The sequence below is a fragment of the Oceanirhabdus sp. W0125-5 genome, from assembly GCF_027938815.1.
Taxonomy (GTDB): domain Bacteria; phylum Bacillota; class Clostridia; order Clostridiales; family Clostridiaceae; genus Oceanirhabdus.
In genome coordinates, this window is record NZ_CP115913.1 from 4,782,783 (window position 1) to 4,806,532 (window position 23,750).

The 23,750-nt window shown below is 28.4% G+C and carries 11 protein-coding genes; 1 reads left to right on the forward strand and 10 read right to left on the reverse strand.

Translation table 11 applies throughout. From position 1 onward, the window contains the following. Positions 1-16 precede the first annotated feature (16 nt). The 8 genes from OW730_RS22240 to OW730_RS22275 all read right to left on the reverse strand — a co-directional run bounded on the left by OW730_RS22240 (position 17) and on the right by OW730_RS22275 (position 20,940). Complete coding sequence (locus tag OW730_RS22240; protein WP_271226245.1) at positions 17-13,831, reverse strand: non-ribosomal peptide synthetase; 13,815 nt, start codon at positions 13,829-13,831, stop codon at positions 17-19. 120 nt (positions 13,832-13,951) lie between these two features. Further along, positions 13,952-15,088: an archaeosine biosynthesis radical SAM protein RaSEA gene (locus tag OW730_RS22245; RefSeq protein WP_271226246.1), complete on the reverse strand. Its 1,137-nt coding sequence runs from the start codon at positions 15,086-15,088 to the stop codon at positions 13,952-13,954. Between the two features lie 69 nt (positions 15,089-15,157). Next, positions 15,158-16,279, reverse strand: coding sequence for a guanitoxin biosynthesis PLP-dependent (S)-gamma-hydroxy-L-arginine cyclodehydratase GntC (gntC, locus tag OW730_RS22250; protein WP_271226247.1), 1,122 nt, complete (start codon positions 16,277-16,279; stop codon positions 15,158-15,160). 112 nt (positions 16,280-16,391) lie between these two features. Continuing rightward, positions 16,392-17,087 carry a thioesterase II family protein gene (locus OW730_RS22255; RefSeq protein WP_271226248.1) on the reverse strand — a complete coding sequence of 232 codons (696 nt, stop codon included), beginning with the start codon at positions 17,085-17,087 and terminating at the stop codon, positions 16,392-16,394. Positions 17,088-17,740: 653 nt separating this feature from the next. Beyond that, positions 17,741-18,430, reverse strand: coding sequence for a 4'-phosphopantetheinyl transferase family protein (locus OW730_RS22260; RefSeq protein ID WP_271226249.1), 690 nt, complete (start codon positions 18,428-18,430; stop codon positions 17,741-17,743). Between the two features lie 191 nt (positions 18,431-18,621). Beyond that, entirely contained in the window at positions 18,622-19,542 is a 921-nt protein-coding gene (locus tag OW730_RS22265; RefSeq protein WP_271226250.1) for a GNAT family N-acetyltransferase, read from the reverse strand. A gap of 112 nt (positions 19,543-19,654) precedes the next feature. Continuing rightward, entirely contained in the window at positions 19,655-20,320 is a 666-nt protein-coding gene (locus OW730_RS22270; protein WP_271226251.1) for a Type 1 glutamine amidotransferase-like domain-containing protein, read from the reverse strand. Between the two features lie 11 nt (positions 20,321-20,331). Further along, entirely contained in the window at positions 20,332-20,940 is a 609-nt protein-coding gene (locus OW730_RS22275) for a hypothetical protein (protein WP_271226252.1), read from the reverse strand. Positions 20,941-21,144: 204 nt separating this feature from the next. Here OW730_RS22275 and OW730_RS22280 point away from each other — a divergent pair, with 204 nt between their 5' ends. Next, positions 21,145-21,903 (forward strand): class I SAM-dependent methyltransferase, encoded by a 759-nt coding sequence (locus OW730_RS22280; RefSeq protein ID WP_271226253.1) that lies wholly within the window; start codon positions 21,145-21,147, stop codon positions 21,901-21,903. A gap of 61 nt (positions 21,904-21,964) precedes the next feature. Here OW730_RS22280 and OW730_RS22285 read toward each other — a convergent pair whose 3' ends face one another. Continuing rightward, positions 21,965-22,846 (reverse strand): GNAT family N-acetyltransferase, encoded by an 882-nt coding sequence (locus OW730_RS22285; RefSeq protein WP_271226254.1) that lies wholly within the window; start codon positions 22,844-22,846, stop codon positions 21,965-21,967. A 203-nt stretch (positions 22,847-23,049) separates the two neighbouring features. Further along, positions 23,050-23,523, reverse strand: a complete 474-nt coding sequence (locus OW730_RS22290) for a GNAT family N-acetyltransferase (RefSeq protein ID WP_271226255.1) — start codon at positions 23,521-23,523, stop codon at positions 23,050-23,052. Positions 23,524-23,750: the final 227 nt, after the last annotated feature.

A 23,750-nucleotide genomic window follows, 5' to 3' on the forward strand; every position in this document is an offset into this window, starting at 1 on the left:
CCTATAAGTAAATAATTTACAAATCGAAATCTACTTCCAGTGCAACTTCTTCCATAGCATAAAGAGTTTGTTCCATTTCTTTATAAATTAAATCTAATATTGATATATTTCTATCACTAGTTATAGCATTAAGTATGCCAATAAAATCCTCTGTGATTATTTCAATAGTTTCTCTTGTAAATACCTTGCTATAATATGTGAAATTCAATTCTAGAATATTATCCTTTTCCATTGCTCCTATACTTAAATCGAATTTGGACATTATATTTCTATTACTATACTGTTTCATCATAAGACCATCAGTCACAAAAGAATCATCGGTAATACTATCTATCATATTAAACATTACATTAAATAATTGTGATCTGTTTTGCTCTCTTCTCATACCTAGTTTTTCTACCAAAGTTTCAAATTGGTAACTTTGATTCTCATATGCCTTTAAAGAATTTTCTCTTACTTCTTTTAAGAAATCTAGATACATCTTTCCACTTACAGGTTTATTTCTTAATGCCAAAGTATTTACAAATACACCCATTATGTTTTGAAGATCTGCATGTGGTCTTCCTGCTATTGGAATTCCTATTACTATATCATCTTGTCCACTATATTTAGATAGAAGTATATACACCGATGATAATAGTACCATATGCATTGTTGCTCCTGTTTCTTTAGCTAAAACTCTTAATTTTTTAGTAGTTATTTCATCTACTTTAAAACTTACACTATCTCCCTCAAAACTTTGGATAGTTGGTCTTTCATAATCATATGGTAAGTTTAATAATGGTATTTCATCATTAAACCTATTAACCCAATACTCTTCTTGCTTTTTCATTTTTTCTGACTTTAAGAAGTTATTTTGCCATGCAGCAAAGTCTTTGTATTGAAGTTTTAATGGTTCTAATACTTCACCATTATATAGAGCTGTAAAATCTTTAATTAATATTTCCATAGATACACCATCTGATATTATGTGATGCATATCTATTAACATATATTCTTTATTTTTGCTTTCCACTAGTTCTACTCTAAATAATGGAGCCTTATTTAACTCAAATGGTCTTACAAATTGACTAATTATATTGTCAATTTCTTCATTGTCTTTTTTCTCTACATATTTGAAGTCATATGAGTTGTCAACTTTTTGCACTATTTGCCCTTTAACAATTTCAAAACAAGTTCTTAATGCTTCATGCCTAATAACAAGCTTTTTAAAGGTTTCTAATATCTTATTTTTATCAACCTTTCCTTCTAACTCAAATGTTATTGGCATGTTATATGCTGTACTATCCTTATCTATTTTCTGGAGCATATACATTCTTTTTTGAGCAGATGATGCTTCATAGTATTCCTTTGATGCTACTTTTTTAATGCTTGAGTATGGATTTTCTTCCATATTCTCAATTAACTCACTTAATTCTTTAATTGTTGGCTTTTTAAATAACTCATTTAATGGAATCTGTTTATTTAGTTCTTTATACACCTTATTTATAATCACTGTTGCTTTTAATGAGTGTCCTCCAAGTTCAAAGAAGTTATCATTTATTCCTACTTTTTCAACTCCTAAAACCTCACTCCATATTTTTGATAATTTTTCTTCCGTTTCATTTCTTGCAGCTTCAAATTCACTTAAATTAGCATCTACACTTGGTTCCGGAAGTGCTCTTCTATCAAGCTTTCCATTATGTGTTAATGGCATCTTGTCCAGTTTCATAAAATAAGTAGGAATCATGTAATCGGGTAAGCTATCTTTTAAATATCTCTTTAAATTTAGCTCACTAATCTCTTTATCACTTACTACATAAGCACTTATATATTTTTCTTTTTCCTTGTTTTCCTTTACTACAACAACAGCTTCTTTAACACCTTCATGTTGTAATAATCTGTTTTCTATCTCTCCAAGTTCTATTCTGAATCCTCTTATTTTAACTTGATTATCTATCCTTCCTAAGAACTCTATATTTCCATCTGGCAACCACCTTGCTAGATCTCCTGTTTTATACATTTTCTTCCCTTGTTCAAATGGATTTTCTACAAACTTTTCTGATGATAATTCTGGTCTGTTTAAATATCCTCTTGCTAATCCTTCTCCCCCTATGCATAACTCTCCAGCTATCCCTACTGGATTCAGCTGATTATTATTCATAATATATGCTTTAGTATTTTGTATAGGGGTACCTATTGAAACATTAGCTCCCTTAAATCTTTTATCAATTGAGTACATGGTTGAATAAATAGAAGCTTCGGTAGGTCCATATAAGTTTTCAAGCTGAATTTCAGTAAACTTATTATAAAAATCAAAAATTATATTTGCTTTTAGTTCCTCGCCTGCCGCAAACACATATTTTAAACTTTTTACCTTGTCCATTCTATTCCCTATCATCTCATTAAAAAGATTTAAAATTGATGGTACAAAATTAATATGTGTTACTTTATATTTTTCTATTGAATCAATAATTGAATTAATATCCTTCTGATCATTCTCATTCATTATTGCTAAAACACCATTTCCGAAAAACCATCCAAATAGTTCAGTTACTGATACATCAAATACATAATTTGTTTTTAATAAGTAAACATCATTATTCTCAACTGGATATTTCCTCTCCATCTGATCTAAAGTATTAATTACACTTTTATGCTCAATCACTACTCCTTTAGGTTTACCAGTTGTTCCTGAAGTATAAATAACATATGCTAAATCATTGGAATTATTTATTCTTTCTAAATTACTTGAATCACCTTTAAACAAATCTTCATTAAATAAATCTATAATTTGTCCATTGTAATCTAAACTACCTGCCAGATTTATTGTGCTTAATAATAGATGACTTTCACTATCTTTTAACATGTATTCTATTCTTTCCTTTGGATAGCTTGGATCTATAGGAAGATATCCTCCTCCTGCTTTTAAAATCCCCATTATTCCTATTATCATTTCAGGAGATCTTTCAACCATTATTCCTACTAGTGATTCAGCTTTAATACCTTTATTTCTTAATATTCTTGCAAGTTGATTTGATTTTTCATTTAATTCTTTATATGTTAGCTGTGTCCCTTCAAATACTACTGCAATATTATCTGGCGTTTTTTCTACTTGAGCTTCAAATACTTCTTGTATTGTTCCGTCTTTAGGATAATCTGTCTTTGTATCATTAAAATCATATAGTATTTGGTTTCTTTCTTTTTCTGTTAATATTTCTATATCAGATAATTTACCTTCAATATTATTAGTTATGTCTTTTAACAATTTTGTATAGTGATTACTCAATCTTTCTATTGTCTCTTTCTTAAAGAGCTTTGAGCAATATTGTAGATTAAATTCTAATATATTATCTTTTTCCAATACATTAAAAGTTAAATCAAATTTTGATATTTTATTATTCTTAATATATTGCTTTAATAAAAGCCCATCTAACTGAATATCAGCATCATTTACAGTGTCCACCATGTTAAACATCACATCAAATAATGGGTTTCTACTTGTATCTCTTACGATATCTAGGTTTTCAATTAAAGATTCAAGCTGATAACTTTGGTTTTCATAAGCCTTTAGAGAGCTCTCTTTTACCTCTTTTAAAAATTCTAGATAGTTTTTATCTCCTTCTGGCTTATTTCTTAAAGCTAATGTATTTACAAACATCCCCATTATATTATGAAGATCTGCATGTGGTCTTCCTGCAATAGGCGTTCCTACTACTATATCTTCTTGTCCACTATATTTAGATAGAAGTATATACATTGACGACAATAGAACCATATGCATTGTTGTTCCTGTTTCTTTTGTTAACTTTCTTAATGCTTTTGTGGTTTTTTCTTCTAATTTAAAACTTACATCATCACCTTCAAAACTTTGCATTACAGGTCTTTCATAATCATATGGAAGATTCAAAACTGGTATTTCATCATTAAACCTGTTGCTCCAATACTCTTGTTGGTCTTTCATTTCTTCTGATTTCAAGAAATTGTTTTGCCATGCTGCAAAATCCTTATATTGAAGTTTTAATGGTTCTAAGGATTTTCCATCATATAAATCTGCGAATTCTTTTATTAAGATGCTCATGGATACACCATCAGATATTATATGATGCATATCTATCAACAAGTAAGTTTTTTCATTATTTTCTATTAACTCAACTCTAAATAATGGTGCTCTTTCTAACTCAAATGGTCTCACAAATTTATTAATAATGGTTTCTATTTCATCATTATCTTTTCTAGCTGCTAACTTAAACTCATATGAATAATCAACTTTTTGTACTATCTCATTCTCAATAGTTTCAAAATAAGTTCTTAATGATTCATGGCGAGTAACAAGTTTTTTAAATGTTTCTTCTATTCTTTCCTTATCCACTTCTCCATCTAACTCAAATGCTACAGGCATATTATAAGCCACGCCATTTTTCTCAAATTGTTGGACCATGTACATCCTCTTTTGAGAGGGTGATGCTTCATAATATTCACAATTCCCCACTTTTTCTATTTTTGAATATGGATTTTCCTCAGTATTTTCAATAAATGTACTTAAATCCTTTATAGTTGGTGATTTAAATAACTCCTTTAATGGAATCTGTTTATTTAATTCTTTATACACCTTATTTATAATCACTGTTGCTTTTAATGAGTGTCCTCCAAGTTCAAAAAAGTTATCATTTATTCCTATTTTTTCAACTCCTAAAACCTCACTCCATATTTTTGATAGTTTTTCTTCCGTTTCATTTCTTGCAGCTTCAAATTCACTTAAATTAGCATCTACACTTGGTTCCGGAAGTGCTCTTCTATCAAGCTTTCCATTATGTGTTAATGGCATCTTGTCCAGTTTCATAAAATAAGTAGGAATCATATAATCTGGTAAGCTATCTTTTAAATATCTCTTTAAATTTAGCTCACTAATCTCTTTATCACTTACTACATAAGCTCTTATATATTTTTCTTTTTCCTTGTTTTCCTTTACCACAACAACAGCTTCTTTAACACCTTCATGTTGTAATAATCTGTTTTCTATCTCTCCAAGTTCTATTCTGAATCCTCTTATTTTAACTTGATTATCTATCCTTCCTAAGAACTCTATATTTCCATCTGACAACCACCTTGCTAGATCTCCTGTTTTATACATTTTCTTCCCTTGTTCAAATGGATTTTCTACAAACTTTTCTGATGTTAATTCTGGTCTATTTAAATATCCTCTTGCTAGTCCATCTCCACTTATAAATATCTCTCCTGATACGCCTGCAGGCACAACATTTAATGATTTATCTAAAATATAGGTATGCATATTCCCTGCTGGTATTCCTATTGGTACTGCTTTGTTTTCCGCTTCTTTTCCAGTAACCTTATAGAATGTTGAACATATTGTAGTTTCAGTAGGTCCATATCCATTAACTATATTTATATCTTCATTAAGGTTATAAAAGTTATTTAGTATTTTTCCTCTTATTGCTTCAACTCCAACAAGTAATTTACTTAATTTAACTTTTATTTTATATCCTTTTAACTCTTCATAAACATAAGGTAACAATAATGGTGGAATATATGTAAATGTTACATCATTATCAACTATTAGTTTTGCTATTTCCATTGGATTAAGCGTCTTATGTTTATCATTAATTATTAATACTGCTCCGCTAGTTAATGCAACAAAAAATTCACACACACTTACGTCGAACACATAATTAGTCAATGACAGAATCCTATCGTTATTACTAAATCCATGTATAAATTGTTTAGTAAATGAATGTATAAAATTGTTGAGATTATAATGTTCTATCATTACTCCTTTAGGATTTCCAGTTGTTCCTGAAGTATAGATAACATATGCTAAATCATTGGAATTATTTATTTTTTCTAAATTGCTTGAATCACCTTCAAACAGCTCCTTATTAAATAAATCTATAATTTGTCCATTGTAATCTAAACTCCCTGACAGCTTTTCTGTGCTTAATAACAGATGACTTTCACTATCATTTAACATGAATTCTATTCTTTCCTTTGGATAGTTTGGATCTATAGGAAGATATGCTCCTCCTGCTTTTAAAATCCCCATTATTCCTATTATCATCTCTGGAGATCTTTCAACCATTATTCCTATAATGGAATCAGCTTTAACACCTTTATTTCTTAATACTCTTGCAAGCTGGTTTGATTTTTCATTTAATTCTGTGTATGTTAGCTGTGTCCCTTCAAATACTACTGCAATATTATCTGGTGCTTTTTCCACTTTAGCTTCAAATACTTCTTGTATTGTCCTGTCTTTAGGGTACTCTGTCTTTGTATCATTAAAATCATATAGTATTTGATTTCTTTCTTTTTCCGATAATAATTGAATGTCAGATATTTTAATTGCAACATTATTAGTTATGTCTCTTAACAATTTTATATAGTGATTACTTAATCTTTCTATTGTCTCTTTCTTAAAGAGCTTTGAGCAATATTCCAGGTTAAATTCTATGATATTATCTTTTTCCAATACATTAAAAGTTAAATCAAATTTTGATATTTTATTATTCTTAATATATTGCTTTAACAAAAGCCCATCTAACTGAATATCAGCATCATTTACAGTATCAACCATGTTAAACATTACATCAAACAATGGATTTCTACTTGTATCTCTTACGATATCTAAGTTTTCAATTAAAGATTCAAGCTGATAACTTTGGTTTTCATAAGCCTTTAGAGAGTTCTCTTTTACCTCTTTTAAAAATTCTAGATAGTTTTTATCTCTTTTTGGCTTATTTCTTAAAGCTAATGTGTTTACAAACATCCCCATTATATTCTGAAGATCTGCATGTGGTCTTCCTGCAATAGGCGTTCCTACTACTATATCTTCTTGTCCACTATATTTAGATAGAAGTATATACATTGACGACAATAGAACCATATGCATTGTTGTTCCTGTTTCTTTTGTTAACTTTCTTAATGCTTTTGTGGTTTTTTCATCTAATTTAAAACTTACATCATCACCTTCAAAACTTTGCATTACAGGTCTTTCATAATCATATGGAAGATTCAAAACTGGTATTTCATCATTAAACCTGTTAATCCAATACTCTTCTTGCTTTTTCATTTCATCTAACTTTAAGAAGTTATTTTGCCATGCAGCAAAGTCTTTATATTGAAGTTTCAATGGTTCTAAAGATTTTCCATCATACAAATCTGAGAATTCTTTTATTACGATGCTCATGGATACACCATCAGATATTATGTGATGCATATCTATCAATAAGTAAGTTTTTTCATTGTTTTCTATAAGTTCAACTCTAAATAATGGTGCTCTTTCTAACTCAAATGGTCTCACAAATTTATTAATAATGTTCTCTATTTCATCATTATCTTTTCTAACTGATAACTTAAACTCATATGAATAATCAACTTTTTGTACTATCTCATTCTCAATAGTTTCAAAATAAGTTCTTAATGATTCATGGCGAGTAACAAGTTTTTTAAATGTTTCTTCTATTCTTTCCTTATCCACTTTTCCTTGTAACTCAAATGCTACAGGCATATTATAAGCCACACTATTCTTCTCAAATTGTTGGACCATGTACATCCTCTTTTGAGAAGGAGATGCTTCATAATATTCACAATTCCCCACTTTTTCTATTTTTGCATATGGACTTTCCTCAGTATTTTGAATAAATCTACTTAAATCCTTTATAGTTGGTGATTTAAATAATTCCTTTAATGGAATCTGTTTATTTAATTCTTTATACACCTTATTTATAATTACTGTTGCTTTTAATGAGTGTCCTCCAAGTTCAAAGAAGTTATCATTTATTCCTACTTTTTCAGCACCTAAAACCTCACTCCATATTTTTGATAGTTTTTCTTCCGTTTCATTTCTCGCAGCTTCAAATTCACTTAAATTAGCATCTACACTTGGTTCAGGCAGATTCCTTCTATCAAGCTTTCCATTATGTGTTAATGGCATCTTCTCTAACTGCACAAAATAAGCTGGAACCATATAATCAGGTAAATTCTCTTTCAGATAGTTCCTTATGTTTATCTCACTAATATCTTTGTCACTTACTACATAAGCACTTATATATTTTTCTTTTTCCTTGTTTTCCTTTACCACAACAGCAGCCTCTTTAAGATCTTCATGTTGTAATAATCGGTTTTCTATCTCTCCAAGTTCTATTCTGAATCCTCTTATTTTAACTTGGTTATCTATTCTTCCTAAGAATTCTATGTTTCCATCTGGTAACCACCTTGCTAGGTCTCCTGTTTTATACATCTTCTTTCCAGCTTCAAATGGATTATCTACAAATTTTTCTGATGTTAATTCAGGTCTATTTAAGTACCCTCTTGCTAGTCCTTCTCCCCCTAAGCATAACTCTCCAGCTACTCCTATTGGGTTCAGTTGATTATTATTCATAATATATGCTTTAGTATTTTGTATTGGCGTACCTATTGATACATTATCTCCTTTAAATCTTTTATCAATTGAGTACATGGTTGAATAAATAGAAGCTTCGGTAGGTCCATATAAGTTTTCAAGCTGAATTTCAGTAAACTTATTATAAAAATCAAAAATTATATTTGCTTTTAGTTCCTCGCCTGCCGCAAACACATATTTTAAACTTTTTACCTTGTCCATTCTATTCCCTATCATCTCATTAAAAAGATTTAAAATTGATGGTACAAAATTAATATGTGTTACTTTATATTTTTCAATTGAATCAATAATTGAATTTATATCCTTCTGATCATTCTCATTCATTATTGCTAAAACACCATTTCCGAAAAACCACCCAAATAGTTCAGTTACTGATACATCAAAAACATAATTTGTTTTTAATAAGTAAACATCATTATTCTCAACTGGATATTTCCTCTCCATCTGATCTAAAGTATTAATTACGCTTTTATGCTCAACCATTACTCCTTTAGGTTTACCAGTGGTTCCTGAAGTATAGATAACATATGCTAAATCATTTGAATTATTTACTTTTACTAAATTACTTGAATCACCTTTAAACAAATCTTCATTAAATAAATCTACAACTTGTCCATTAAAATCTAAACTACCTGACAGATTTTCTGTACTTAATAATATCTGGCTTTCACTATCCTCTAACATGTATTCTATTCTTTCTTTTGGATAGCTTGGATCTATAGGAAGATATGCTCCTCCTGCTTTTAAAATCGCCATAATTCCTACTATCATCTCTGGTGATTTTTCCACCATAATTCCTACTAGTGAATCAGCTTTAACACCTTTACTTCTTAATATCCTTGCAAGTTGATTTGATTTTTCATTTAATTCTTTATACGTTAGCTGCGTACTTTCAAATACTACTGCAATATTATCTGGTGTTTTTTCTACTTGAGCTTCAAATACTTCTTGTATTGTCCTGTCTTTAGGATAATCTGTCTTTGTATTGTTAAACTCATATAATATCTGCTTTCTTTCTTTTTCTCCTAATAATTCAATATCAGATATTTTAATTTCAACATTATTAGTTATGTCTCTTAACAATTTTATATAGTGATTACTTAATCTTTCTATTGTCTCTTTCTTAAAGAGCTTTGAGCAATATTCCAGGTTAAATTCTAAGATATTATCTTTTTCCAATACATTAAAAGTTAAATCAAATTTTGATGTATTACTATTCTTAATATATTGCTTTAACAAAAGCCCATCTAACTGAATATCAGCATTATTTACAGTATCCACCATGTTAAACATTACATCAAACAATGGATTTCTACTTGTATCTCTTACAATATCTAGGTTTTCAATTAAAGATTCAAGCTGATAACTTTGGTTTTCATAAGCTTTAAGAGAATTATCTTTTACTTCTTTTAAAAATTCTAAGTAGTTTTTATCTTTTTTTGGCTTATTTCTTAAAGCTAATGTATTTACAAACATACCCATTATATTATGAAGATCTGCATGTGGTCTTCCTGCAATAGGTGTTCCTATTACTAGATCTTCTTGTCCACTATATTTAGATAGAAGTATATACATTGATGACAATAACATCATATGCATTGTTGTTCCTGTTTCTTTTGCTAACTTCCTTAATGCTTTTGTGTTTTTTTCGTCTATTTTAAAACTTACATCATCACCTTCAAAACTTTGCATTACAGGTCTTTCATAATCATATGGAAGACTCAAAACTGGTATTTCATCATTAAACCTGTTAATCCAATACTCTTGTTGGTCTTTCATTTCTTCTGATTTCATGAAATTGTTTTGCCACGCTGCAAAATCCTTATATTGAAGTCTTAATGGTTCTAAAGATTTTCCATCATATAAATCTGAGAATTCTTTTATTAAGATACTCATGGATACACCATCAGATATTATGTGATGCATATCTATCAACAAGTAAGTTTTTTCATTATTTTCTATTAACTCAACTCTAAATAATGGTGCTCTTTCTAACTCAAATGGTCTCACAAATTTATTAATAATGTTCTCTATTTCATTATTATCTTTTCTAACTGATAACTTAAACTCATATGAATAATCAACTTTTTGTACTATCTCATCCTCAATAGTTTCAAAGTAAGTTCTTAATGATTCATGACGAGTAACAAGTCTTTTAAATGTTTTATCTATTCTTTCCTTATCCACTTCTCCATCTAACTCAAATGCTACAGGCATATTATAAGCCACACTATTTTTCTCAAATTGTTGGACCATGTACATCCTCTTTTGAGAGGGAGATGCTTCATAATATTCACAATTCCCCACTTTTTCTATTTTTGAATATGGATTTTCTTCAGTATTTTGAATAAATACACTTAACTCCTTTATTGTTGGTTTTTCAAACAACTCTTTCAATGGTATTTCTCTATTTAATTCTTTATATACCTTATTTCTAATCACCGTGGCTTTTAATGAGTGCCCTCCAAGTTCAAAGAAGTTATCATTTATTCCTATTTTTTCAACTCCTAGAACCTCACTCCATACTTTTGATAGTTTTTCTTCTAATTTATTTCTAGGAGCTTCATATTCTCTTAAAATAATATCTAAATCAGGTTCTGGAAGTACTCTTCTATCAAGCTTTCCATTATGTGTTAATGGCATTTTCTCTAACTGCATAAAATAGGCTGGAACCATATAATCAGGTAAGCTTCCTTTTAGATATTTCTTTAAATTCAACTCACTAATTTCTTTCTCACTTACTATATAAGCACTTATATATTTTTCTTTTTCCTTGTTTTCCTTTACCACAACAACAGCTTCTTTAACATCTTCATGTTGTAATAGTCTGTTCTCTATCTCTCCAAGTTCTATTCTAAATCCTCTTATTTTAACTTGGTTATCTATTCTTCCTAAGAAATCTATATTTCCGTCTGGTAACCACCTTGCTAGATCTCCTGTTTTATACATTTTCTTTCCAGATTCAAATGGATTATCTACAAACTTTTTAGCTGTTAGCTCTGGTCTATTTAAATACCCTCTTGCTAGTCCATCTCCACTAACGCATAGTTCTCCATAACCTCCTACAGGCATCAACCTGTTATTTTTATCTACTATATAAGCTTTTGAGTTTGAAATGGGCTTACCTATTGGGATTCTAAACAAATATTCTTTTTCTATTAAATAAGTAGTAGAAAAAGTTGTGTTTTCTGTTGGCCCATATCCATTTATGACTTTCAGATTTTTACATTCTTTTCTAACTAAGTTAATATATTTAGGTGATAAAACATCTCCACCTGCCAATAAATATCTTAATTTTTTAAATATTCTAACATTTGCTTCTGCCATTTGATTAAATAACTCTGATGTTAGCCATAATATTGTAATCTTATTTTTAGTAACAAACTTTTCAAGTAGCTCAGGTACAATAATAGTTTCATCTTTAGCTAAATATAGTTCTAATCCGTTTAATAAAACTCCCCAAACCTCAAATGTAGAAGCATCAAATACCATAGAACCTGTTTGGAGTATTCTGTCATCTTTTTTAAACTCAATGTATTCAGTATTTTTAACCAATCTAACAATATTTTTGTGTTCACACATTACACCTTTTGGCTTACCTGTAGTTCCTGAAGTATAGATAACATATGCTAAATCATTGGAATTATTTATTTTTTCTAAATTACTTGAATCACCTTTAAACAAATCTTCATTAAATAAATCTATGATTTGTCCATTGAAATCTAAGCTACTTGACAGATTTTCTGTACTTAATAATAAGTGGCTTTCACTATCCCCTAACATGTATTCTATTCTTTCTTTTGGATAGCTTGGATCTATAGGAAGATATGCACCTCCTGCTTTTAAAATCCCCAATATTCCTATTATCATCTCTAGAGATTTTTCCACCATAATTCCTACTAGTGAATCAGCTTTAACACCTTTACTTCTTAATATCCTTGCAAGTTGATTTGATTTTTCGTTTAATTCTTTATATGTTAGCTGTGTCCCTTCAAAAACTACTGCAATATTATCTGGCGTTTTTTCTACTTGAGCTTCAAATACTTCTTGTATTGTTCTGTCTTTAGGATAATCTGTCTTTGTATCATTAAACTCATATAGTATTTGATTTCTTTCTTTTTCTCCTAATAATTCAATATCAGATATTTTACTATATTTATTATTCAATAATGAATCTATCAGTATTTCAAAATAACTACCTAATCTTTTAATTATGTGTTCGTCAATTACTTCACTATTAAAGGTAAACTTGAATTCAATATCGTTAAATGTTAATATTTCTAATGACATATTATAATTAGTCTTTTCTACAATTGAAAAACCTTCTATTGTCAACAGGTTTCTTTTATTTAGATTTAGGTCTAATGGATAATTCTCTATAGTTACTATGGAATTGAACAACTCTTCATTTGCATTTAATCCACAATATTCTTTTATATCAATTAATGATGTATTCTCAAACTCTTTTCTCTCATTAAGTGATAAATCTATTTCTCTAATTAAATTTATAAATGTACAATTACCTTCTGATTTTACTATTAAAGGAATGGTATTAATGAATAACCCTACTAAGTTATCAACTGATTTTATACTTTCTGGTCTTCCAGATACAGTTGTCCCAAATACAACTTCATTGGAATTACTTAGTTTCTGTATTAAAACACCCCAAGTACTATATAATATAGCAGCTAATGATATTTTGTTTTCTTTAGTAAACTCTTTTAATTTATAAGCTTTATCAGTCTCCAACTTATATAAGATTTCTTTATAACTACCATTCTCTTTTTTTCCATTGAACCAATCCTCTTTTGTTTCTATTTTATCTACGTAATTTACCCAATAATCTTTTTGTTCTTTTTTATCAAGATTCTTTGTATATTTGATAAATTCACCAAACTTGGTCTTATTAATTCTTTTAAGCACTTTGTTCTCATATAAACACTCGTATGCTTCCATTAATTCTTTTAAGATTATTCCATTACTCCAACCATCATATAAAATATGATGATTACTTATAATCATCTCATATTTATAATCATCTAATTTACATAAATAAATTCTTAAAGTTTCTCTTGTTATATCTATTCTATTATTTAAATCATCTAATTTAATATTTTCTAATGCCCTATGTTTATCCACTTCATTTTCTAAGTCAATACTTTGGATTACCACTTGATATTTTTTCAGAACAATTTGTACTGGTTTATCTATCCCTTTCCATCTAAAAATGGTTCTTAACATTTCATTACTTTCTATTACAAAATCCCATGCTCTTTGTAATAAATCTATTTTCACATCTCCAGTAATAGTTAAGCTTAGCTGTTCTTGATATTCTTTACTATTATGATCACTAATGTAATGAAATAACATCCCCTGTTGAGTACTTGTTAAATCCAAAATATTTTCCACATTACTTTTATCTATTTTTTTATTCATCTTCATATCCCAACTTTCATATGATTGAACTTTTCTTAAAATAGTTTTGGAATCTGCTCTATGAAAAAATCAAGTAAATACTCCCAAACCTATAATCTTCCTTAATGAGTTGCTATTTAACTACTTTGCTTTTAATTGTTTTAATATTTGATTTATCCTTTCTAATAGATTCTCATTTAAATTTTCTTGTGTTTTTAAATCTATCCACTCTTTTTTACATGAACATTCAATATCTTTTAAGATAGATATATCTCCACTCTTATTGTAATTTTCAATAGCTCTATTTATAGAATCATCACACTTATGACAATTTGATGTCTTAGCTTCCGCTGGAACAGAATAAGATGCTGGACTTATATATAAAGGTGTTTTAAGCCCCTTCTCTTCCCTCTTTTTAAGCACCTCTATAACAGACCATAATTTGGGTGGATTAAACATTTTTTTCTGCCATAAATCAAATACCATGGTGAATTTTTCAACTGTTAGTAACTCCATGTCAATTCTTTTTAAATTAAACTTTTCTAAATATTCTAAACTATTAATATAATCTTCAATAGCTTCATGTTCTGTTAAAAACGGTGGCTTTAGTAATAATAATGGAACAATACTAATACCATATTTTTTAGCCAATTTGCACTTTTCCTCAAATATTCGATTTTCAAAACTTTTATTAATACATAAGTCCCTTATAATAGGATTAGCAGACTCAAATCCTACTGCAATTTCAATTTCTTTATTTGTTACTTTCTTTATTTCAGAAAGTTTATCTTCTGTTATATCTTCAATTCTTGCTTCTAATGTGATTTTTTTAATACTATCTTTTTCATTTATTATACTTATTATTTTAAGCAAAGTTTTGAATGAAATTTCTTCCTCTCTAAGTAAACTTCCATCATTATAAAAGCATACAACTGGAATACTACTAAAATCAATTTCCTTGTCATTTAAAACATTCTTAACTTGCTCAATGTAATCATTATCTGGGATTTTAACACCAAAATTAGTTGCATTATAAAATCCACAAAAAGTACATCCTCCTGTTTCTGTAGCAAGAACACAACCTGTCCCTTTTAAAAATAGAACAAGTCTATCAATATACTCATTATTAAACATACCTCTTCTCATTTCTGTAAACAGTACTTTATTATTCAAGTCCATTTTTTTAGAACTTTCCATCTTAGAAAATTCTCTAAGTTGTTTCATATATGCACTTACATCATCTCTTACATCTTTATAAAAAGCAGTATTAAAACTCATAACTATTTCTCCTTACACTTATTTACACAAATTTATTTTTAAAAACACTAGTTTATATTTGCTATATAATTATTTCCAACTTTTTGAATCAATAAATTCAGACATAAGTTCCATTGCTTTTTTAAAAGTTTCTGGCTTAATACCAAACCCTATTCTAAAATGTCCAGGCATTTCAAATGCTTCACCTGGTAAAACAGATACTTCAGTTTTTTCAACTAGCTTCTTTGCAAACTCTTGGCTAGAAATTGATTTATCTTTTATGAATGGGAATGCCACAATTCCACCTTGTGGTTCAACGCAACCAATAAAATCTTTATGATTACTTAAAAACTTATTAAATTCACTTATATTTTCTCTAATCCAAATTTTATGCTCCTTTGTTATTTTTTCAGAGCTTAGCAATAATTTTTGAGAAATAAAATCATTCATAGAACTAATAGTATGTGTTGTGTAATCCTTAAAATCTCTACAACTTTCTATTAAATCTCTTGAACCTATTATCCAGCCTACTCTCAATCCAACACAGCCAAGACATTTTATCATTGATCCTGCTGCAACAACATTTTTAGCTTTATCATATATTGATGGAATTAAAGCATCATCACTATATGGTATAAATCTGTAGTGTTCATCTGCTAATATTTCAATACCATGTTTTTCTGCTAAATTACTTATTTCTTGAATTTCATGATCTGTTAATTTCATTCCAGTTGGATTATGTGGATTATTAAGTACTATCATTTTTGTATTCTCATCTATTAATTCTTCTAATTTATCAATATTAATTCTAAAGTTCTCTTCTGGTTCTAATTGAAGCAATCTAACATCATATCCTAGATATCTTGGAACTTCATATAATGTTTGAAATGCTGGGAATGGGATAATTACATTTGCACCTTCTTCATAACGAAGATGAAAATATATGAATAATGCTTCACTTACTCCTGTTGTAACTAAAATATTTTCTGGTTGTACATTTTCATAAAATGATGCTATAATCTTTCTTAATTTTTCAGATCCATATGTATCATTATTCATAAAACTACACTGTTTTAGTTCATCCATTGATGTATTTGTTATTTCTAATATTTCACCTAAAGTTTTATCTTCTATCCCACTTTCTCCTAAATTATATTTTGCAAATTGATTTTCAATTAACCATGGCTCCATTAAATGTAATGCTATTTTCATATTAACCCTCCATTTTAATAAACATAAATTTTTAATTTTTAGATTATTAGATTGTAAAAACAAAAATTAAATTTAGAATTAACTTGTTTTGTTAAATCTATAAGAAAAACATTTACACCTCCACTAGAGAATATTTAATAAGATTAGTTATATTCTCTGCATTGTCATTTATAAAGAAATGATTGCCAGTAAAAGTATAAATGTTACATTTTTTACTAGTATGGTTTCTCCATTCAGTAATTTCATTAATTTTTATTGAATCCTTACTTCCGTTTAATATTGATATATCACAATTGATTTTCTCTTCTCTATCTTTATATTTATACTTCTCTAGTATCTTAATATCATTTCTCAATATAGGAATAAATAACTCAAGTAATTCTTTATTCTCTAATATTTCTTTTTGTGTCCCACCTAGTTCTATGATTTTATTCATGAACTCATAATCTGGTAACGTATAGGTTATCTCTCTTTCTTTAATACTCCCTGGTGCACTATATCCTGAGAAAAAAATATGTTTTGGCATTCTTTTTCCCATACTAGCAATTTTATAATAAAGCTCATATGCCAAAAGGCTTCCCATACTATGGCCATAAATTGCATATTCATTTTCTTCAATCTTTTCTTTTATTAAGTTATAGATATCATTAACTGCTTCATCAATATCTGTGTAAAATTCCTGGTTATATCTTCGTCCTCTACCTTTTAACTCGATTGGATGCAATTCTATAGAATTACTTAAAAATCCTTTCCAATTATAATAAATAGCCTCCGATCCCCCAGCATAAGGCAAACAAAATAATATCATTTTCTTCTCCTTTAATATAAATAAACTAACTTATTTTCTAGTAAAATCATATTGTTTTGCTACTTAACCGCTTCATTATTCAACACTAATTTTTACTATTTTAATTCTCACTAATCATTCACCCTTAGTGCATGTAAACTTATTTTTTACTTTTTATAAATTCATCAATTTTAACATGATTTTTTATATTATTCCCCTTAGCACCCCCTTTATTTTTAAATTAAGTAAACACCCTATACATACATTGAAATCCTTTTACCAAGTTCCAATATTTGCATACATTCTCGCAAACACTCATTATAAGCCAATTACTATTGTTTTATATTAAGAAAATATCCATAATATCTAACTAATAATTTAATTCTTTTATAATTAATAATGTAATTTTTCATCTTTAAGCACATCACTATTTTATCTAATTGTTTTACAAATATAAATAGAATTTTAGATAAAATTGTATTATAAGGTTATTTTTTTGTATTTAGGGAATCTATTGTAAACTTTTTCGACATCACATTGCATTTTTCTATGTTGCATGTTATTTCAATGTTAAAATCGAACTTTTGCATTTTATATATAAAAAAAGAGAGTTCTTTAATTATAAAGAACTCTCTTTTACTAGTCTGCTTCTTCTCGTACTATTACTCCTATTTTCATAAACTATCTATTAATACTTCCAAATCTAAAACTTCTATACTGTTACAAAATTCTTCTTTAATTGAACATACAGAAAGCTTATACTCTAAATCTATTAAATACTGTTTAAAAAAACATTTATTATTATGTTTTTCTGAGTAAAACTCTATATAATTATTATGATTAATCCTAAATGAAAAATCCCTCAGAGGAATAGCTAAACCTCTACCATCCCATTTAATATAACTCTCTTTAAGAGTCCAAAGATCATAAAAATACTCTAATTGCTTATCTTCTCTTAACTCCATAAGATCATCATATTCAATCTTAGAAAAAAATCGTTCTGCAATTGCCATATCGATATCTTTGATTTGTTCAACATCAATTCCAACATTGAATTCACTTACTGCACATACAATCCAATCTCCTGAATGAGAATAATTAAACTTAATATTACTGTATGGTTTATTTAGTTCAGGCTTACCATTAATTCCTTTTATAAAAGAAATTTTCTCATTATTAATGTTATATTTATTAATTAATATTAATCTTGTGAAAACATCAGCAAGAAGACACATCTGCGAATCCTTATATCTATGAAATCTTAATATTCTCTCTTTTTTTTCATGAGAAACAAGTCTTAATAATTTATCAAACTCGTCCTTTTTCATATCTCTATTTAACTTAAGAGCAAAAACCTCTACCATAGAATATCCCCCATAACCTTATGTATTTTACCATCTAATAATTTCATTTTTTTACAATAACATCATTTATATTACTCTGAATCTAATTTAACATATTAATTAACCATAAACAAGCAAGGGACGGTTCATATATTTATGAACCGTCCCCAACAAAACTTATAATTATTAAATTTAAATTTTTCCTATCTTAATTACTCATTAAGTAAGTACATGTCATTCAGAGTTCTATTTCTAATAAATCCTAGATGCTCATAAATTTTTATTGCATCATTATGATTATCAACATACAGTCTAGTAGCATTGTAAACCTCACTCGTGCAACTGATGGAATGCCTCAGCAAGTAACTGCCAATCCCCTTACCTTGATGATCAGGTCTTACAGTAAAACTCATAATTAATGGGAAATCTTCGAACTCCATGTGTAAACACACCCCTACAATCTCATTTGTTCCTTTATTAATGACTACTCGTGAACTTTCATAAAGTACATTGTTATCTTTGGTGTAACCAAAAAAGTTTTCCACATGCTTAATATAATCTTCTTTACTTCGAACTGATTTTATAGCAGGATTAGCTTTATATGAAGTCATTATTACCTCAGCAATTTCATTCTTATCTTCCTTTAGAATAGGTTTAGCTTCATAACCATCAGGAATAATATTATTCATTCTCTCAGTAGGTCTAATCATCCAAAACCCATTTCCATCTATTATGCATCCTTTACTTTGGTAAAAAGGAACATGCTCTTCAACTATTTCTCGAAGTATTATTTTCTCGCTTTTGTTTGATATTGTTTTTAAGTAACTTAATAGCTTGTCTGCGATATAATCAAAATCATTAAAAGGCGGCACTACAAACAAATCTGCCATGAAATTAGGTTTTATAAAAACACCACCTATAATTTTGTCCCCTTTTAAAATAAAGTAACCTGCATCTAAGTATTTAGCTACTTCTACTCCCGCACTTTCTAAGCTACTAAAATAATAATCCCCATACTTTTTACAATGATAAACACTATGATATTTTGAAAAAACTTCCGGTTCTTGATAAACCAATTTTATATTATCCCCTAAATCAATATCTTTAGCTATTTTTTTCATTTCCATGCTCATAATTACTCCCCCATTTACAAAGTACTAATCTCACATATCTCTATTTCAATGATATTATTGCATTCTTTCTCTTAAGACCTCATAAATGATACATAACTAAACTTGAGCATAATTATCTCTTAAAAGTAACTACATCTCCCAACAATGTAATCTTATCATTGTCTAAAATTATTCCTCCAGTATCTTTAATTGCATAAACTGTATCTGTTTTTTCTTTTAATACCTTTTGAATACATCTATTTTGAATATCAGTTTCATCATAATGAACCTCAATTTGAAAATCCTTTTTTATTAATCCTAATCCATCTGAATACATAAATTCTGGATAATCTTCATCTGGTGATAAATAATAATTATTTAATTGTATTAAAGCCCCTGCACTCGCACCTATAATTAATTTGCTTTTATTAATACTATTAAGTAGGTCTTTTTCTAAAACACGCTTAACTGCCATATCAGGAAGTCCACCTGTTAAAAATACAATATCACTGCTTTCTATTACTCTTTTCATTTTATCTTGAGTATCTTCAAAGTAATTAATCCAAGTAATATTTTCTTCACATATACTTAAATCTATGAATGGCTTAACTATTTCTTTATAATACTTACCATACTCTGCATTATAAGCATTCTGCCACTCTTGATTATTGCTTATCCACTTTTCATGAAAAGAAAATGGAATGACAACAATTTTATTATTAAAATTCATATATTTTAGTATTATCTCTCTAGCCCACTTTTCATGAAAATTGTATTGACTTAATAATATATTTACCATAATTCTTCCCCCTATTGATTCTCATTTTTAATACATATCTTATCAATCCAATTCTTAACCGCCATTCCAACTTCTTTTGCACTCAAGTTATCAACATTCAAAACATCTACATTTTCTTTATTTAAAAACCATTTCTTTTTTAATGGCAATAGATGTTCTAAATAATATTCAAAAAAGTTCCTACTTCTTGTTTTATCATTTTCTTTATGAACTCTTAACGCACCTTCACTTGCATCTAAAAATAATATGCACTCAGGCATACATTCTCGCAGTTTATCTAATTCACTTTTCAACTTAGATTCTACATCCCAATCAAGTCCCATTGATTTAGGATAATTCAATGTGTAAAACTCTATTTCCTCTGCACCAAAATCCATGAGAGAGCATTCATACTCTTTAGCTTTTTCCCAACGTTCAATTTCTTTATTTATCCATAATCTTTGAATTTCAATATAATCAGAAAATTTATTTTTATCTAACTTTCTTCTTTTAATTTCATTAATTACATCGTCATTTTCCTCATAACTTATATTCACATATTGGGCATTTTCTCTAATATAATTTACTGCAGTTGTTTTACCAACAGCCATACACCCTTGTAGTGACAGAATTATTCCCATTTTTAATCACCCACTATAAAATTATTTTTCTATATTGTACATCATTTTCCTACAAATAATCAAAATTTTGAAAAGCTACAATATGAGTATTTTACCAAGTTAATGTTTAGTATTGGAATATATTTAATAAAATGGTATGATACAATGTAGTTTCTCAAATATAAAGTAAGTATAATAATTATTGACTTAAGGGGTGATCTCTAAATGAGTAAAAGTTTTTATAGCAGACCAGATATATACGATATTACTTATTCAGAAAAATTAGAGGACGTACTGACAAAATACTATTCTACAGTTTTTAATGGCAAAGATATTAAAACTGTATTTGACTGTAGTTTTGGAACTGGTAACTTATCTTTTGTCTTATCAAAAATGGGATATGAACTTTCAGGTTCAGACATTAGTAATGATATGTTAGATACTGCAAAAGAGAAGATGAACTCAAAAGGATTAGAAATAGATTTAACACAATGTGATTTTAGAGAGTTATCCAGGAAAATACATAAAACCTTTGATTGTGTTCTAAGCACAGGTAATTCACTTGCTCATGTATGTAATAGTGATGTAAAAAAAACATTAAGCGAGATGAGTAAGCTGGTGAAAAAGAATGGTTATATACATATAGACTCTAGAAATTGGGACAGAATTTTAGATACGAAGCAGAGATTTTATTATTATAATCCTTCCTTTAAGGGAGATGAGAGAATAAATCTTATGCAGGTATGGGATTACAACCTTGATGAAACAATGACATTTAACATACTTTATTCATTTGAAAAAAATAATAAAATTACTAGACGTGAAGAATTTACTGAAACATATTATCCTTTAAAAAAAGAATTAATTATAGAAACTCTTAAAAGTTTAGGCTTTCATAACATCCAAATAAATAGTTTTCCTATTATTACTGATAAAAAGTTTGAAGAGATGGAGTGGTACTCAATTATTGCACAAAAGGCTTAACCTTAATATACGTAAAAATCTTAAAAGAAAAGTATCTTCTATAGAAGATACTTTTCCCATATTACCATTTTTTTCTCCACATTTCACGATGGCACACTGTTTCAAAACCTATACTAAGATAGAATTCACGATTACCACCAAAACAATATGTTGCTCCTAATTTTTTAGTCTTTTTCATAGCTTCTGTTAAGGCAATTGTAGCAAGCCCTATTCTACGATATTTTGGATCAGTGGCAAGTGGTTCAAGATAAGCATAATCATTAACCCCATCCATCCACATACCTGCAAAACATGCATATTCACCATTAGGTGCTTTTATTATTGTTGTAAGGTCTTTTCTAAAATTTGGTCCGCTCTGCATAAGTCTTCTGCAATCTAAATCGTCATCTGGCTCATCTCCATGGTCAAAACCTTTCCATAATACATCATTGATTTTACGGAAATCATTTTCATCCTCTAATGAAATAATTGTATACCCCTCTGGTAATTCACGTTCAACAAATTCATTTTCATATTTAAATACTGTAATTAGTTGTGTATATTCCTTTTTATATCCTTTTTCCAAAAGTTTCTCTCTTAGCTCTGTCTCATAGTCAAAAACCCATACATCAAGGCTCTTTTGATTTTCATCCACTTTACAAAGTTCTTTTTCTGCATATTCTAGTAAGCTTGGTTTCATTTCTTCGTATCCTTTTTTAGCAATAAATAAGCATTCACCTAAATCCATTTCGTAACAGGCAACAGCAATAATTTCACCATTATCTTCCCATATACCAAATCTATGTGTTAGTTTGTGATTAAAAGCAGGATGAGTATGTGCATACTCCCAGAATGGTTGTTGAATATTTCCGTTTTGCAAGTACTTAGTAAAGTTGTGTCGTAAAAATTCATTGACACGCTCAAAATCTGATAGTAATTTATAATTTCTTAGAGTTATAGTCATAAAATTAGCCCCCTTTTAAAGCTTGTTAAATAATACCATATATGAACTATTTTAATGGTATCATATAATACATACTCCTAAAACCTCATAGATAATACATAATCAAAGTTGAGCCTGTAAAGAAACAAGGGACGGTTCATTAATTAAATAAATTAATGAACCGTCCCCTGACTCATATTTGATTTCATTATCTTTAGAAATTTTTATTTTTCATATATAGGATCATTATTAATCTCACTAATTTTCCCTGCATCCTTATATCCGCATTTGTTCCAAAACTGCCCCGACTCATCTGAAGTTAGATAAACATGTTCAACCCCGTTAGCATAAAGATTTTTTTCTGCATGGACAACTAATTTTTGACCAAGGCCTTTTCCTCTTAAATTTTTATCAACGTAAATTTCTCTTATAAATCCCCAACCTTCTCGTTCACACCAATCACTATTAGGTGTATCAATTTGATAAGAGATAAAACCAACCATTTTTCCATCAAGTAATAACATATCCAACAAGGTAATACCAGATTTTGACTCTTGTCCTATACGTGAGCATAACTTTTCAGCTTTTTCATCTGTAATTTTAAAATTAAAATCATCTCTAAAATAACTGATAAACATTTCAGTAAAGGCATACAAATCATTATTACAAAATGGACGAATTTCAATATTTCCAAACATTATATTTTCCTCCGCAAAATATTTTACTGTTTAATATAAAAACAGTTAACTCAAATGCCACCTCTTAATTCTAATCATAATTATAATCATCCCCTTTCAAATTATTATCTAACTGTGCTTTATGTATTTTCTCTCTTAATCACATTATTACAGAATACCCAATAATAGCATAGGTAAAGAATAATTATAAATATTTTATACCTAATTACAATAATGAAAACTCCTTT

Excerpts from the sequence above, each read along its gene's own strand:
- OW730_RS22275 (WP_271226252.1), bottom strand. The coding sequence starts at position 20,940 with ATGGGAATAATTCTGTCACTACAAGGGTGTATGGCTGTTGGTAAAACA.
- OW730_RS22255 (WP_271226248.1), bottom strand. The coding sequence starts at position 17,087 with ATGATATTATTTTGTTTGCCTTATGCTGGGGGATCGGAGGCTATTTAT.
- OW730_RS22290 (WP_271226255.1), bottom strand. The coding sequence starts at position 23,523 with ATGTTTGGAAATATTGAAATTCGTCCATTTTGTAATAATGATTTGTAT.
- OW730_RS22245 (WP_271226246.1), bottom strand. The coding sequence starts at position 15,088 with ATGAGTTTTAATACTGCTTTTTATAAAGATGTAAGAGATGATGTAAGT.
- OW730_RS22260 (WP_271226249.1), bottom strand. The coding sequence starts at position 18,430 with ATGGTAGAGGTTTTTGCTCTTAAGTTAAATAGAGATATGAAAAAGGAC.
- OW730_RS22285 (WP_271226254.1), bottom strand. The coding sequence starts at position 22,846 with ATGACTATAACTCTAAGAAATTATAAATTACTATCAGATTTTGAGCGT.
- OW730_RS22270 (WP_271226251.1), bottom strand. The coding sequence starts at position 20,320 with ATGGTAAATATATTATTAAGTCAATACAATTTTCATGAAAAGTGGGCT.
- OW730_RS22265 (WP_271226250.1), bottom strand. The coding sequence starts at position 19,542 with ATGAGCATGGAAATGAAAAAAATAGCTAAAGATATTGATTTAGGGGAT.
- OW730_RS22240 (WP_271226245.1), bottom strand. The coding sequence starts at position 13,831 with ATGAATAAAAAAATAGATAAAAGTAATGTGGAAAATATTTTGGATTTA.
- OW730_RS22280 (WP_271226253.1), top strand. The coding sequence starts at position 21,145 with ATGAGTAAAAGTTTTTATAGCAGACCAGATATATACGATATTACTTAT.
- gntC (WP_271226247.1), bottom strand. The coding sequence starts at position 16,279 with ATGAAAATAGCATTACATTTAATGGAGCCATGGTTAATTGAAAATCAA.